Origin of the sequence: Lentzea sp. NPDC051208 (assembly GCF_040682435.1) — a bacterium.
GTDB classification, from domain to species: domain Bacteria; phylum Actinomycetota; class Actinomycetes; order Mycobacteriales; family Pseudonocardiaceae; genus Lentzea; species Lentzea kristufekii.
In genome coordinates, this window is record NZ_JBFBAW010000006.1 from 217250 (window position 1) to 230470 (window position 13221).

The following is a 13221-nucleotide window of genomic DNA, read 5'->3' on the forward strand; positions in this document are numbered from 1 at the left end:
CCGCCCATGCACCTGCTGCAGCCCGACGAGGTGGACCGGCTCGCGCTGGGTGTGGTCATGCTCGGCAGCGGTGGCGGGGGCGGCGAGCAGGAGACCCACGCGTTCGCCGCGATGCTGCGGCACGAGATGCGGCAGAGCGGACCGGTCACGGTCCTCGAGCCGGGGGAGGCCGACCCCGACGGCTACGGCGTGCGGGTGGGGCTGCTCGGCGCACCGACCGTGATGATCGAGAAGCTGCCCTCCGGCCTGGAGGCCGAGGAGGCGCTGAAGGCGTTGCAGGCGCACGACTCCACGGTCGCGACGGCCGTCATCGGATGGGAGATCGGCGGGTGCAACGGCCTGTTGCCGCTGCTCCTGGCCGCACGGCTGGGCCTGCCGTACGTCGACGTCGACGGGATGGGCCGAGCGTTCCCGCGGATCGACCAGACGACCTACGACGCGGCCGGGCTGCCCACGACCCCGCTGGCCATCACCGAACCCAGCGGCAACCGGGCGGTGCTCGACTCGACCGGCATCGAGAAGCTCGCCCGCACGGTGATGGTCGACTTCGGCGGCTGGGCGATGATGGTCGCGAAGCCGTTGAAGCTTTCGGATGCGATCGCGGCGGGCATAACGGGCTCGCTCGCCCGTGCCCTGGAACTGGGCGAGATCTGGTCGCGGCACTCGGACTCCGTGGCAGAACGGGCCAAGGCCTCCGGCGGTTTCCTCGTCACACGGGGAAAAGTCGTCGAGGTGTGGCGCGAGTCGGTCGGCGACTTTCCGCGCGGAACGGTGGCGCTGCGGCGGCTGGACGCCGACGATGCGTACGTGCGCCTGGAGATGCAAGGGGAGTACCTGGTCGCGCTCGCGGACGGCGAGGCGCTCGTGACGACGCCTGACCTGCTGTGCTGCCTCGACGCCGAGACCGGCCACCCGCTGTCGGCCGAACGGCTCGGATTCGGTGCGGTCGTGGACGTGGTAGCGCTCCCATCACCGGCCCAGTGGCTGCCCGCGGAGATGCTCGGCAGGGTCGACCCGCGGGCGTTCGGCTACGACCTCGACCACGTGCCGTTCCGGGACGCCGAGTGATCGACGACGCCGGCTCCCTGACCGTGCGCGATCTGCTGGAGATCGGCGTCTTCGGCGACGCGACCCTGCTGGCGGGGGAACGCGGTGTCGGCACCGAGGTCGCGGACGTGCGGCTGGCGGCGGACATGACGGCCGTCGAGGCCTGCTCGGCCGGAGATCTCGTGATCCTGACCGGGCACCAGCCGTACCTCGTCGAGGTGGCGCTGCGCCGGGCGTACAGCGCGGACGTGCGGGCCGTCGTGCTGGTGCGGCCGTCGACCGGCGCGTACCAGGCTCCCTCCGCCGCGACGATCTCGTTCGCGAACCGGCTCGGCGTGCCCCTGCTGCAGGCCGGCGCGGACGACCCGCTGCTGGTCGCGGACGCGTTGCGCACGGCCGTGCGGCGTCCCGAGGTCGCGGCGGCGAGGCTGCTCAACGCCGTCACCGCGCGGCTGGGGCGCAGCAGGCCCGATCCGCGTTCGGTGATCACGATCCTGTCCGGCGAGCTGCACGTGACGTGCGCCGTGATCAGCGCGGACGGCACCGCGATCGAAGGGGTGTCGCCGCCCGGCCTGCCGCCGGAGCTGCTGGCCGGTTCCGTCGCCGCCACCGCCGAGATGCCCGAGGGCTTCGCCGTGGCCGTGCCGGTGGAGACCGACCGGACCGGGCACGTGCACCTGTGGCTCGTCTCGCACGCCCGCGGCCGCAACAAGCGCTGGGCCGAGACGGTCCTGCAGATCAGCCAGGTCGCGTCGTGGGCACTGGGCAGCTGGGTCGCCGCCGAACGGCTCGAAGCCGAGCGCCAGGCCCGTTCCCGCGGCTCACTGCTGTCCGAACTGCTCGCCTCCGGCGACGACGTGCCGCCACAGCTGGTGCAGCAGGCCGTGCTGGCCGGGTGGCGCCTCGACGGCTGGCACACGGGCGTCTACGTCATGCCTGCCGCACCGGGCGTGCTCGACAGCGCGGGCACCGAACGGCTGCGCGTCGAGCTGTCCCGGCGGGGCCTGCACGGCCAGCTGGTCGAGGGTGCGGAGGGCTGGTCGTTCTGGCTCACCAACGACTCCGAGCCGCCGCAGTCGCGGGAGCTGACCGCGAAGATCGCCCAGGTGCTCGGCGGCTGCACGCTCGTCGCCGGCATCGGACGGCCGCACCCCGGCGTCACCGGCGTGGGCAGGACGCTGGCCGAGGCGCGCGAGGCCGCCGCGATGACCGGAGCGGCGAAGGTCGTGCACGTCGACGAACTGGGCGTGCGGCGCCTGCTGTCGATGGCGGCCGAGACCCCGGCGCTGGTCGACCAGGCCGCGCGCCTGCTGGCGCCGCTGGCGGGCGTGGAGGACGGGCAACTGCTGCGCACCCTCGCCGTCTACCTGGACGAGGAGTCGGTGACCTCGTCCGCGGCCGTGCGGCTGAAGGTGCACCGGAACACGGTGTCGCAGCGGATCAACCGGGTCGAGCAGCTGCTCGGGGTCAGCCTGCTGAACCCGGACGAGCGGCTCGCGGTGCACCTGGCCTGCCGGGCGGTCCGCGCCTCCGACGAGTGAGCGTCAGGTCGGCACGAACGCGGGCAGCACGGCGTCCACCTCGAACCCGCCGTCGTCCGTAGGGCCTGCCGTGAGGGTGCCGCCGACCATCTCGACGCGGCCGCGCAGGCCCAGCAGGCCGCTGCCGGAACCGGCCAGCACGAGAGCCGGTGCGGCCGGCGGCCTGGTGTTGCGGATGACCGCGCGGACACTGCTCGGTCCACAGTGGATGGTGATCTCGGTGAGGGCGCCCGGCGCGTGCTTGTGCACGTTCGTCAGCGACTCCTGGACCACCCGGTACATCGTGCGGCGCACGGCGGGGGAGATGGTGTCCGCGTCGCCGTGCTCGGTCAGGGTGATCTCCAGGCCGGAGGCGGCGGAGTCGGCGACGAGCCGGGAGAGCCGGTCCGGCAGCACGTCCGGGATGAGGGCGGCGCGGCCGGAGCGCAGGACGCCGACGAGATCGCGCAGTTCGACGAGCGACTCGCAGCCCGCGGTGCGCAGTTCCTCGGCCGCCTGGCGCACGCCGTCGTCCCTCGCGGCCATCCGCAACGCGCCGGCGTGCAGCACCATCAGGTTCAGCCGGTGCGTCACGACGTCGCGCATCTCGGCGGCGAGCCTGATGCGTTCGTCGGCGCGGGCCTGCTCGGCCAGCAGCTCGCGTTCCCGCTCGGCGAGTTCGGCCGATGCCCGCGCGAGCCTGCGCCGCGTGCCGACGTACAGGCGCGCGAGCACGGCGATCACGATCACGCTGGGACCGATGACGCCGACGGACGCCATCGACGCGTAGGCCGGCGTCACGGGAGTGACGATACTGCCGGTTTTGTGCCTTGGATCACCTACTGGAGCAGGGGGTTGTCCCTACTTTCGCAGGTGGCGGCACCCGACCATTCCGCCTGCCGGACACGTGCGTCCGTTCACTGCACTTCCTTGCGGAACAGGGCCGTCCACAGGAACGACTTGCCGAACCACGGGGAGTCCGGCGGTTCCTCCGTCATCCGGCGCAGGTCGACCTCCGTGAGGTCCTGGAAGATCCAGCGCAGGTCGTCCGGGGTGTAGCCGACGCCGCCGGACAGGCCGGACCGCTGGTACAGGTCCGCGTCCGGTGTGGAGGTACCTTCCTCGGCCGTGAAGCAGGTGAGCGCGAAGTGGCCGCCGGGGACGAGGGCGCGGTCGAGCAGGGCGAGATAGCCGACCCGGCGGTGCGGTGGCAGGTGGTGGAAGCAGCCGGAGTCGTAGATCAGGTCGTACGAGCCCTCGGACGTGAACGCGTCACCGTGCCGGAAGCGGATGTCGAGGCCTTCGGCGCGTTCCTCGGCCCACCTGATGGCGGTGGCCGAGATGTCCACGGCGTCGACCTGGAACCCGTTGCGCGTCAGGAAGAGGGCGTTGCGACCGGGACCGCAGCCGACGTCGAGCGCACGACCCGGCACGAGCGTGCCGCGCTCCACGTACCGGGCGAGGTTCTCGTCCGGCTTGGTCACGAAGAACGGGACCTCGCGCGAGCGGTCCGCGTAGAAGCGGTCCCACCAGTCGCCGCCGCAGGGCGCGGACAACTCGTCCAGCAACGCCATGACGTCCTCGATCGTGCGCACGGTCCGATGCTCTCAAACCCCCAGGTAGACGCCTTGCAAGTCTACCTGGGGGAGGGGTTCGCAGGCCGCCTTCGCGCCCACGAAGTCGCACTTCCTGATGGCGTCGACGAAGTTCGGGTTGGCGTACCAGGTGTCCGGGTTCCCAGGGGTCGGCGACGCGGATGTTCGGCTCGTTGCCGCGTCGCGCCCGCCGCGGTCCAGACGTGGTCGGGGAAGTTCTGCCACGGTCCGGAGCCCGGCATGTCCCAGCCCGTCACGACCTTGGCGAGGTTCGCGCCCTGGTTGTTGATCGCGTCGATCCACGTCTGGTAGCCGTCGGTGAGCAACGGGCCGTGCGCGCGGTAGTGCGGTGCGGCCGACGCCCGGCCCGGCAACGACGCCATGGCCGCCGCGACGGCACTTGCCGTCAGCTTGCCGATCGCACGGGCGGTATGCGGTTGCACCCTCGTACGGTGTATGGCAACATCAGTTAGGTGATCTTCTGACCCCGCTTCCGGCATCCGTTCTTCCGGCGATGGGGGTCGCTCATGTCAGCTCAGTTGACGATCAAGAAAGTCACCAGGAACTACGCGTTCAAGCGCGTGCTCGACGACATCTCCCTGACGGTCCGGCCGGGCGAGAAGCTCGGTGTGGTCGGCGAGAACGGCTCGGGCAAGTCGACGCTGCTGCGGCTGATCGCCGGGCAGGACGTCCCGGACGACGGTGAGATCACCGTGGTGGCGCAGGGCATCGGCTATCTCGGGCAGGTGCTCGACCTGCCCGCCGACGCGACCGTCGGCGATGCGATCGACGCCGCGCTCGTCGAGATCCGGTTGCTGGAGCAGCAGATCGCGGCCGCGGCGCGGCAGGAGAGGCTCGACGAGCTCGGGGAGTTGCTGACGGCCTTCGAGTTGCGCGACGGCTACTCCGCCGACGCGCGGGTCGAGGCCGCGATGTCGGCACTCGGTGCGAGCGCTGGCCGCGAGCGCACGCTCGGCACCTTGTCGGGCGGGGAACGCGCCAGGCTCGCGCTCGCCTGCGTGCTGTCGGCCGAGCCGGAACTGCTGCTGCTCGACGAACCCACCAACCACCTGGACGACGAGGCGTTGTCGTGGCTGGAGAACAGGTTGCGGCAGCACCGGGGCACGCTGGTCGTCGTCACGCACGACCGGTTGCTCCTGGAGCGGGTGACGACGGCGATCGTCGAGGTCGAGAACCGGACGATCACCCGCTACGGCAACGGTTACGCCGGTTACGTCGCCGAGAAGAGGGCGGCGCGGCAGCGGTGGGAGCAGGCCTACGCGGAGTGGGTCGGCGAGATCGGGCACTGGACGCAGTGGCGTGGCACGACGGCACAGCGCGTGGCGCCGGGACGCCCGATCCCCGACCACAACAAGTGCAAGTACAACGGCGACGGCCGCCGTGTGCAGGCGTCGATCAGGACGCGGGTGCGCAGCGCGTCCGAACGGCTGGAGCGGCTCCGCGCCGATCCGGTACCGAAGCCGCCGGAACCGTTGCGCCTCAACGTCCCGCTCGACGGGGCGGTGCGCGAGGGCACGCTTCTGGAGTTCGAGGAGGTGAAAGTCGGGGCGGGGCAGCGGTTGCTGGTGACCGGACCGAACGGCGCCGGCAAGTCGACGTTGCTCGACGTGCTGGCGGGTGTGCTCGAACCGGGCCACGGCTCCGTCGTCCGGAACGGTGTCATCGGCTACCTGCCGCAGGAAACCGTTGTGCGTGAGCCGAAGCAGACGGTTCTGCAAGCCTTCGGCGGGAGTGCGGACCGGCTCGAAGCGCTGGGGTTGTTGCACAGGGCGGACTTCGCGACCCCGGTGGGCGCGCTGTCGGTCGGGCAACGGCGGCGAATCGAGCTCGCCCGGTTGCTCAGCGGGGAATTCGACGTGCTGTTGCTGGACGAGCCCACCAACCACCTGTCGCTCGCGCTGGTGGAGGAACTGGAAGCAGCGCTCGCCGACTACCCCGGCGCCGTTGTCGTGGCGTCGCACGACCGGTTGCTGCGGCGGCGGTGGCAGGGAGAGGAGCTCAGAACGGCTCGTAGCAGTCGAACGTCTCGATGGCGCTGATCAGCCCGTCGCGCGTGTCCACGAACTGTGCGATGTGCGCGACGAGCTGCTTGCCGTCTCGGAGCATGCCGGTCCAGGTCAGGCGCAGGATCGCGGTGCTGCCGGACACCAACGCCGAGTGGAGGTCGTACTTCTGGCTCGACAGCAGCCCGGCGCCCTCCTCCGAGTTCGCGATCATCTCGTCGATGGACGACCGGGCGCCGTGCGGCTTGATCAGGTTCGGGCGCTCGACGGTGATCGCGTCGGCGGTGAAGTGGCGGCGCAGCGCGGGACCTGACTCCCCGGCTTCCAGCGCGCGGTGCAGTGACGTGGTGAGACCGATTGGATCCATACTCACAACCATAGTTGTACAACCTTGGTTGTCAATGTGAGGATTCGGTCGTGGACCTGATGGACATCGACCTGGCGACTCTCGCCTACCTCACCGGCAGCTCCGCGAACGACGCGATCCTCAAGCGGCTGCGCGAGATCGGGCACGAGGGTGTCCGCGTGTCGCACGGGTACCTGATCCAGCACCTCGTCGAGAGCGAGCCGAAGGTGGGGGAACTGGGCGAGCTGCTCGGCGTCACCCAGCAGGCCGCCTCGAAGCAGTTGCTGGAGCTGGAACGCCTCGGCTACGTCCGGCGCGTGCCGGACCGCGTGGACGGCCGGATCCGGCGCGCTCAGCTGACCGACCGGGGCCGGCGGCTGGTCGAGGACAGCCGCCGGCTCCGGCGTGAGCTGGACGTGCACGGCGATGACGAGGTCAAACGCGCGTTGATCAGGCTCCTGGTCGCGACGGGCGGTGCCGAGAAGGTGTTGAAGCGCCAGGTGGTCCCGGACGCCTAAGGGCGGAAGACCGGCTCGATCCCGTAGTTGCCGCCGAACCAGGTGTCGGCCGGGAAACCGCCGCTGTAGCTGTACACGCCGGCGTTCACCGGGATCTTGAACAGCGTCTGCGCGAGGTTGCCGATGAAGTAGTTCTCGGTCGCCTTATAGCCGCCTGCGGGCGTGTAGTACGAGACGACGTACTCGGTGCCCGCGACCACGGCCTTTGCTGTACGACACGCACACCCCGGCGATCAACGACCTGGGATGAGCAGGCCGTCGAGGTCGGCATGCGCGTCGCGGTCGACCGTCCGGGCTCGATCACGGCCCTGATCATCAGGCGCGGCGACTACACCGGGCCCGTGACCGCGCGGGTCTGGTCGAACGGCACGCTGCTGGCCGGTGGGGTCCAGTTGGTGCCGTGGTCGGTGGAGAACTCGACCCCGGTGATGCCGCCCGCCTCGCCGTTGACGGCGCCGCCGATCACGAGCAGCGGCTGGTTCACCGGAACGGAGACCTCGGCGGTGGGCGAGAAGATCATCGCCACCGGGTTGTCCGCCGCGAGGGCGGGAGTGGGAGAGACCAGGACAAGAGCCAGCAGCAGTACCGCTATTCGTCTCATGTACGGCGAACCGTCGTCGGAACAGGCGCAGTTACGGCGGCCCGCTGTTCGGTCGTGCACCCATTCGGCTGACGGTCGTACCCGTGTTCGCCAGATGTCGTTGACGAGTGCATGACCTGTGACAACGAAGTCCCGGTCCCCGCAGCCGGGGCTCCGGTTCGTCGTCGGCAGTTCCTCACGTTCCTCGTGGCCGCGCCGGTGCTCACCGTCGCGGTTCCCGGCACGGCCGAGGCCGTCATCCCGACGCTGCCGCAACCGGCCGAGATCCTCGATCTCGGCGACATCCTGATTCTCGCCGGTACTCCGACCGCGGGCGCGCTCGCCGTGCTCAGCGTCGGCGAGGACGGCGTCGTGACCCTCGACCTGCCCCGCGCCGAGGTCGGTCAGGGCATCACCACGGCCTGCGCGATGCTCGTCGCGGAGGAGCTCGACCTGCCCCTCGGTCAGGTCCGCGTCACGCTCGCCGACGCGCGGCCCGAGTTGCTGATGAACCAGCTCACGGGCGGTTCCAACACGATGCGGTCGGTGTACGGGCCGATCCGGCAGGCGGCGGCGGCCGCGCGGGCCAGGTTGCTCGCGGCGGCGGCGAAGCAGTACGGCGTGGAGGTCTCCGGACTGTCCACTCGCGACGGTGCGGTGATCCTCCCGGACGGACGCCCAGTCCTGTACGGGTTGCTGACGTCCGCAGCCGCGCAGCTCACCGGAGTTTTTGCGGCGCAACCGAAACCGGCCTCGGAACACCGGCTCGTCGGCACGCCGCAGTCGCGCATCGACGCCCGCGCGATGGTCACCGGTCAGTTCCAGTACACGCTCGACCGCGACGTGCCGGGCGCGATGCCGACGGTCGTGCGCAGGCCGCCGACGATCAACGGCTCGGTGAGGTCGGTCGACTCCGCGGCGGCCAGGGCCATGCCCGGTGTGCTCGCGATCGGGGTCGTGCCGACGGGCGTGGCGGTCGTCGCGGAGACGTTCGGGCAGGCCATGGCGGCCAGGGACGCGCTGAAGGTCACCTGGAACCCCGGCACGATCGACGCGTTGTCGGACAAGGAGATCCGCGCCAAGCTGCGGGCCGCCACGCTGCCGTTCGTGGTGCCGCCGCTGCTGACTCAGCACCTGGACATGGAGTTCGACTTCGCGTTCGTCAGCCACGCGCCGATGGAGACGAACTCGGCGATCGCGGACGTCCGCGACGACCGGGCCGAGATCTGGGCCGGGTTGAAGTCGCCGATCGTGGCGCGCCAGACCATCGCGGCGGCCATCGGCCTGCCCGAGTCCGCGGTGACCGTGCACGTGACGCAGGGCGGCGGTTCGTTCGGGCGCCGGCTCTTCTTCGACGCCGCAATCGAGGCCGCGCAGATCTCCAAAGCACTGCGCCGCCCGGTGAAACTGATGTGGAGCCGCACCGACGACATGCGGCACGGCCGGGCTCGCGCCGCCAGCCACCACAAGTTGCGCGCCACGTTCGCGCTCGGCAACGTGCTGACGTTCGAGCACCGCGTCGCCTCCGTCGAGACCGACTTCCGGCACGGCCTCGGCGAGGTCCTCACCGCGACCGCCGCGTCGCTGCCGGTCGCGGGCAACCTGTCGTTCGCGCAGACGGTGTTCCTCACGACGTGCAAGGTGCCGTACAACTTCGGCGTGGTGACCTCGCTGCTCAACGAGGTGCCGCTGCGCATGCACACCGGGTCGTGGCGGTCGGTCTACTCGGCGAACACCCGTGGTGCGGAAGAGGTCCTGGTCGACCAGCTCGCGGCGAAGATGGGCAAGGACCCCGTCGCGTTCCGCCGCGAGCACCTCAAGACCGCCCGGCAGCGGGCCGTGCTCAACAAGGTCGTGGCGGAGGGCGATTGGGGCCGTGCGATGCCCAAGGGCTTCGCGCAGGGCATCGGTTTCCACGACGAGTACAAGTCGTGCACGGCGTGCCTGGTCGAGATCGACGCCCGCGACCCGCAGAACCCGCGCGTGGTCAAGGCGGTGATCGCGGTCGACGTCGGCCGCCCGATCAACCCGCGCGGTCTCGAAGCGCAGATGCTCGGCGGCCTGACCGACGCCATCTCCACCACGTTGCGCGCCGGTCTGCACATCGACAGGGGTCTGCCGCTGGAGGGCTCGTACTCGCAGTTCCACTACGCGCGCCAGAAGGACACCCCGAAGGACGTGCGGATCTTCGTGATGCCGGCGACGGGCGAACCGGGTGGCGCGGGCGAGCTGGGTGTGCCGGCCGCGGTCGGCGCGATCGCCAACGCCTACGCGCGGGCGACCGGCGTGGTGCCGCGCAGCTTCCCGATCATCTTCCCGGTCGACTTCGAGCCGTTCCCGCGCTGAAGGAGCGTCCCCTGTGCCTACCTACACGTTCGTCGTCAACGGGAAGCCGGTCACCGTCGACGCTCCCGCGGACCTGGCGCTGCTCTGGGTGCTGCGCGACAAGCTCGGCGTGCGAGGCCCGAAGTTCGGCTGCGGCATCGGTGTGTGCCGCGCCTGCACGTCCCACCTGAACGGTGCGGAGATCCAGCCGTGCGTGACGCCGGTGGCCGAGTGCGCCGGGCAGTCGGTGACCACGATCGAGGGACTGGCGTCGGGTGACGACCTGCACCCGGTCCAGGAGGCCTGGCTGGAGCAGGACGTCGCGCAGTGCGGCTACTGCCAGCCGGGGCAGATCATGGCCGCGGCGGCGTTGCTCCGGACGAAGAGGGAGATTTCGGACGAGGACGTCGACCGGATCGCGAACGTCTGCCGGTGCGGTACCTACTTCCGCATCCGGCAGGCCATGAAGTCGGCGGCGGCCAAGATGTAGAAGTCGGCCGGATGGGTGCCGGCGCAGGAGGATCTCGTGCCGGCACTGTCCGTTTTGCTGCTTGTCGCCGTATTGGCGTGTGCGGTCGTCAGGCCGTGGGGCTGGCCCGAGGCGGCGGTCGCGGTACCGGCGGCGGTGATCGTCGTGCTCGTCGGGGCGTTGCCCGTCGACCACGTGGTGGACGAGGCGGTGCGGCTGGGGCCCGTGATCGGGTTCCTGGCCGCGATCCTCGTGCTCGCGCAGCTCTGCGACGACGAGGGTCTCTTCCAGGCCTGCGGCGCCTGGATGGCGCGCGCGTCCGGCGGCAGGCCGAAGACGTTGCTGGGCGGGGTGTTCGTCACGGCCTCGGTGACGACGGCGGTGCTGAGTCTCGATGCGACGGTCGTGCTGCTGACGCCCGTGGTGTTCGTGACGGCCGCGCAGCTCGGCGTCCGGCCGAAGCCGCACGTCTACGCGTGCACGCACCTGTCCAACAGCGCGTCGTTGCTGCTGCCCGTGTCGAACCTGACGAACCTGCTGGCGTTCGCGTCGAGCGGGCTGAGCTTCACGCGGTTCGCGGCGCTGATGGCGTTGCCGTGGGTCGTGGCGATCGTGGCCGAGTACGGGGTGTTCCGGCGGTTCTTCCGCACCGATCTCGACGCGCCCGCGCACGAGCCCGGGGAGCAGCCGCAGCAGGAACTGCCGGTGTTCGCGCTGGCCACCGTCGGCCTCACGCTGGCGGGGTTCGTGGTCGCGTCGGCGACCGGCGTCGACCCGGCGTGGGCGGCCTTCGCGGGTGCGCTCGTCATGGCGGTGCGCGCGCTCGTCCGGCGCCGCACCACGCTGGTCAAGGTCGTGCGGGCGGCGTCGCTGCCGTTCCTCGCCTTCGTGCTGGGCCTCGGGGTCGTCGTGCGGGCGGTGGTCGACAACGGGCTGGACGACGTCCTGCGGCTCGTGATCCCAGGCGGCACCGGCCTGCTCGCGCTGCTCGGGGTGGCCGCGGTCGCCGCCGTGCTCGCCAACGTGATCAACAACCTGCCGGCGGTGCTGGTGCTGCTGCCCCTGGTCGCGCCGATGGGGCCGGGTGTGGTGCTGGCGGTGCTGCTGGGCGTGAACCTCGGCCCGAACCTCACCTACGCCGGGTCGCTCGCCACGTTGCTGTGGCGGCGGATCGTGCACTACCACGACACCGAGGTGAACCTGCCGGAGTTCACGAAGCTCGGCCTGCTCGCCGTGCCTGCCACCCTGATCGGCGCCGTCGTGGCGCTGTGGGCGTCCCTGCACGTGATCGGAGGATGACCATGACGGTGGTCGTGTGGATCGCCGACGACACCTGGCAGGACTGCGTCGACGCGGCCCGCACCTGCTCGGGAGACTTCCTGTTGCTGCACGTCAGCGATCACGACGTGCCCGGCGCGGCGCACAGCGCGTTCGCCGGGTTGTTCGGCCGCGGCCATCCGTCGCGCGACCCCGGCAGCCGCCTCGACGACCTCGCCGCGGGCCACGCCTCGCAACTTCTCGAAGCGGCCGCGGAACGCCTGGGGCTTCCGTGTGCGAAGGAAGCGCGCATCGGTCGCGTCGAGCACGAAGTCGTTGCGGCTGCGCAGGGAGCATCGCTGCTCATCCTCTGCCGCGACGGCGCCGTGAGCCACGCCGGTCCGCGCAGCCTCGGTCCGGCCACCCGGTTCGTCGTCGACCACGCGCCCTGTCCGGTGCTGCTCGTCTGGCCGTCACAACTACGTAGGCGCAAACTTGCGCGCACGCACTTTTGGCGCCTAGTCTTGGTGGCATGCGCGCCAAAGGCATCGCGTACGACACCGGTTTCGTGCGCCACGGAGAGATCTCGCCGGAGAAGTTCGACCTGGACGCGGTCAGGCGGGACCTGACCGTCATCAGGGACGACCTGCACTGCAACGCCGTCCACCTGGTCGGCGGTGATCCGGAACGGCTCGAACAGGCCGCGGAGATCGCCGCCGGGCTGGGACTGGAGATCTGGTTCTCGCCCTACCCGCTGGAGCTGACACCGGCCGAGATCCTCGACCTGTTCGCGGACTGCGCGCGGCGGGCCGAGCAGGTCCGGCTCACGGGTGCCGAGGTCGTGTTCGTGACCGGCGTCGAGCTCAGCATCATGAACTCCGGCTTCCTTCCCGGCGACGACGTGATGCAGCGCCTGAGCCGGCTCTTGGGGCAGCCGCAACGGATGCAGGAGGCGGGCGCGAGGCTCAACGAGTTCCTCGCCGAGGCCGTCGCACTGGTGCGGGACCACTTCGGGGGCAGGCTCACCTACGCCTGCATCCCGTTCGAGAACCCCGACTGGGACCTGTTCGACATCAGGTCGTTCGAGCTGATCCGGTCCGCCGAGGTCGCCGACGTGTACGCCGAGAGCATCAGGAACTTGGTGGCGCAGGGAAAGCCGGTCGCCATCACCGGTTTCACCACGGCGGCCTGGCGCGGTTCCGGCGCCGTGGCGCCACGCAGCATGGAGATCGTCGAACACGACGAGGCCGGGGTGCCGGTGAGGGTGAAGGACGGCTACGTCCGCGACGAGGCCGAGCAGGCCACGTACCTGCGCGAGGTGCTGGAGACCTTCGAGGCCGAGGGAGTCGACGCCGCGTTCGTCTACCTGTTCGCGCTCAACAGCTACACGCACCGGCCGGACGATCCGAGCCGCGACCTCGACATGGCGAGCCCCGGCATCGTGAAGGTCTTCGAGGACCTGTCGTGGGAGCCCAAGGCCGCGTTCGGTGCTGTCGCCGAGGTCTACGCCCGGATTTAACCGCTTGGCGCGCGCGGTGCC

At 70.7% G+C, this 13221-nt stretch carries 15 protein-coding genes and 1 pseudogene; 10 read left to right on the top strand and 6 right to left on the bottom strand.

The genetic code is table 11. From position 1 onward, the window contains the following. The first annotated feature begins 6 nt into the window (after nucleotides 1-6). Nucleotides 7-1068, top strand: coding sequence for a DUF917 domain-containing protein (locus tag AB0M48_RS16535; RefSeq protein WP_363841988.1), 1062 nt, complete (start codon nucleotides 7-9; stop codon nucleotides 1066-1068). Then, entirely contained in the window at nucleotides 1065-2588 is a 1524-nt protein-coding gene (locus AB0M48_RS16540) for a helix-turn-helix domain-containing protein (protein WP_363841990.1), read from the top strand. The genes AB0M48_RS16535 and AB0M48_RS16540 overlap by 4 nt, the downstream gene beginning before the upstream one ends. A gap of 3 nt (nucleotides 2589-2591) precedes the next feature. On the opposite strand, the gene AB0M48_RS16545 is transcribed toward AB0M48_RS16540, so the two are convergent. The 3 genes from AB0M48_RS16545 to AB0M48_RS16555 all read right to left on the bottom strand — a co-directional run bounded on the left by AB0M48_RS16545 (nucleotide 2592) and on the right by AB0M48_RS16555 (nucleotide 4605). After that, nucleotides 2592-3368 carry a histidine kinase gene (locus AB0M48_RS16545; RefSeq protein WP_363841993.1) on the bottom strand — a complete coding sequence of 259 codons (777 nt, stop codon included), beginning with the start codon at nucleotides 3366-3368 and terminating at the stop codon, nucleotides 2592-2594. 116 nt (nucleotides 3369-3484) lie between these two features. Continuing rightward, complete coding sequence (locus AB0M48_RS16550; RefSeq protein ID WP_363841996.1) at nucleotides 3485-4162, bottom strand: class I SAM-dependent methyltransferase; 678 nt, start codon at nucleotides 4160-4162, stop codon at nucleotides 3485-3487. 41 nt (nucleotides 4163-4203) lie between these two features. Further along, the gene (locus tag AB0M48_RS16555; protein ID WP_363841999.1) at nucleotides 4204-4605 is read right to left on the bottom strand and encodes a hypothetical protein; all 402 of its coding nucleotides are present in this window, start codon (nucleotides 4603-4605) and stop codon (nucleotides 4204-4206) included. Between the two features lie 84 nt (nucleotides 4606-4689). On the opposite strand from AB0M48_RS16555, the gene AB0M48_RS16560 reads away from it, so the two are divergent. Then, nucleotides 4690-6222, top strand: coding sequence for an ABC-F family ATP-binding cassette domain-containing protein (locus AB0M48_RS16560; RefSeq protein ID WP_363842002.1), 1533 nt, complete (start codon nucleotides 4690-4692; stop codon nucleotides 6220-6222). On the opposite strand, the gene AB0M48_RS16565 is transcribed toward AB0M48_RS16560, so the two are convergent. Beyond that, nucleotides 6182-6553, bottom strand: coding sequence for a nuclear transport factor 2 family protein (locus tag AB0M48_RS16565; RefSeq protein WP_363842005.1), 372 nt, complete (start codon nucleotides 6551-6553; stop codon nucleotides 6182-6184). The two genes, AB0M48_RS16560 and AB0M48_RS16565, sit on opposite strands and share 41 nt — an antisense overlap. A 59-nt stretch (nucleotides 6554-6612) precedes the next feature. Between AB0M48_RS16565 and AB0M48_RS16570 the strand changes: the two genes are divergently transcribed. Beyond that, nucleotides 6613-7050: a MarR family transcriptional regulator gene (locus AB0M48_RS16570; protein ID WP_363842719.1), complete on the top strand. Its 438-nt coding sequence runs from the start codon at nucleotides 6613-6615 to the stop codon at nucleotides 7048-7050. Here the strand turns inward: AB0M48_RS16570 and AB0M48_RS16575 are convergent. Next, a complete protein-coding gene (locus AB0M48_RS16575; RefSeq protein ID WP_363842008.1) occupies nucleotides 7047-7250 on the bottom strand; it encodes a DUF4082 domain-containing protein in 204 nt (67 codons plus the stop codon). The two genes, AB0M48_RS16570 and AB0M48_RS16575, sit on opposite strands and share 4 nt — an antisense overlap. A 69-nt stretch (nucleotides 7251-7319) precedes the next feature. Between AB0M48_RS16575 and AB0M48_RS16580 the strand changes: the two are divergent. Next, nucleotides 7320-7376, top strand: a pseudogene (locus tag AB0M48_RS16580) (hypothetical protein); the annotation flags it as partial. A 2-nt stretch (nucleotides 7377-7378) separates the two neighbouring features. On the opposite strand, the gene AB0M48_RS16585 reads toward AB0M48_RS16580, so the two are convergent. Further along, entirely contained in the window at nucleotides 7379-7651 is a 273-nt protein-coding gene (locus AB0M48_RS16585) for a hypothetical protein (RefSeq protein WP_363842742.1), read from the bottom strand. A 111-nt stretch (nucleotides 7652-7762) separates the two neighbouring features. Here AB0M48_RS16585 and AB0M48_RS16590 point away from each other — a divergent pair, with 111 nt between their 5' ends. From AB0M48_RS16590 to AB0M48_RS16610, 5 genes are read left to right on the top strand one after another with little or no spacing between them, the layout of a single operon-like run. After that, a complete protein-coding gene (locus tag AB0M48_RS16590) occupies nucleotides 7763-9976 on the top strand; it encodes a molybdopterin cofactor-binding domain-containing protein (protein WP_363842011.1) in 2214 nt (737 codons plus the stop codon). A 13-nt stretch (nucleotides 9977-9989) separates the two neighbouring features. Further along, on the top strand, nucleotides 9990-10445 hold the full coding sequence (locus AB0M48_RS16595) for a (2Fe-2S)-binding protein (RefSeq protein ID WP_363842014.1): 456 nt from the start codon (nucleotides 9990-9992) through the stop codon (nucleotides 10443-10445). Between the two features lie 36 nt (nucleotides 10446-10481). Beyond that, on the top strand, nucleotides 10482-11723 hold the full coding sequence (locus tag AB0M48_RS16600; RefSeq protein ID WP_363842017.1) for an SLC13 family permease: 1242 nt from the start codon (nucleotides 10482-10484) through the stop codon (nucleotides 11721-11723). A 2-nt stretch (nucleotides 11724-11725) separates the two neighbouring features. Next, nucleotides 11726-12310, top strand: coding sequence for a universal stress protein (locus AB0M48_RS16605; protein WP_363842020.1), 585 nt, complete (start codon nucleotides 11726-11728; stop codon nucleotides 12308-12310). Then, nucleotides 12214-13200, top strand: a complete 987-nt coding sequence (locus AB0M48_RS16610; protein WP_363842023.1) for a hypothetical protein — start codon at nucleotides 12214-12216, stop codon at nucleotides 13198-13200. The genes AB0M48_RS16605 and AB0M48_RS16610 overlap by 97 nt, the downstream gene beginning before the upstream one ends. Nucleotides 13201-13221 lie beyond the last annotated feature (21 nt).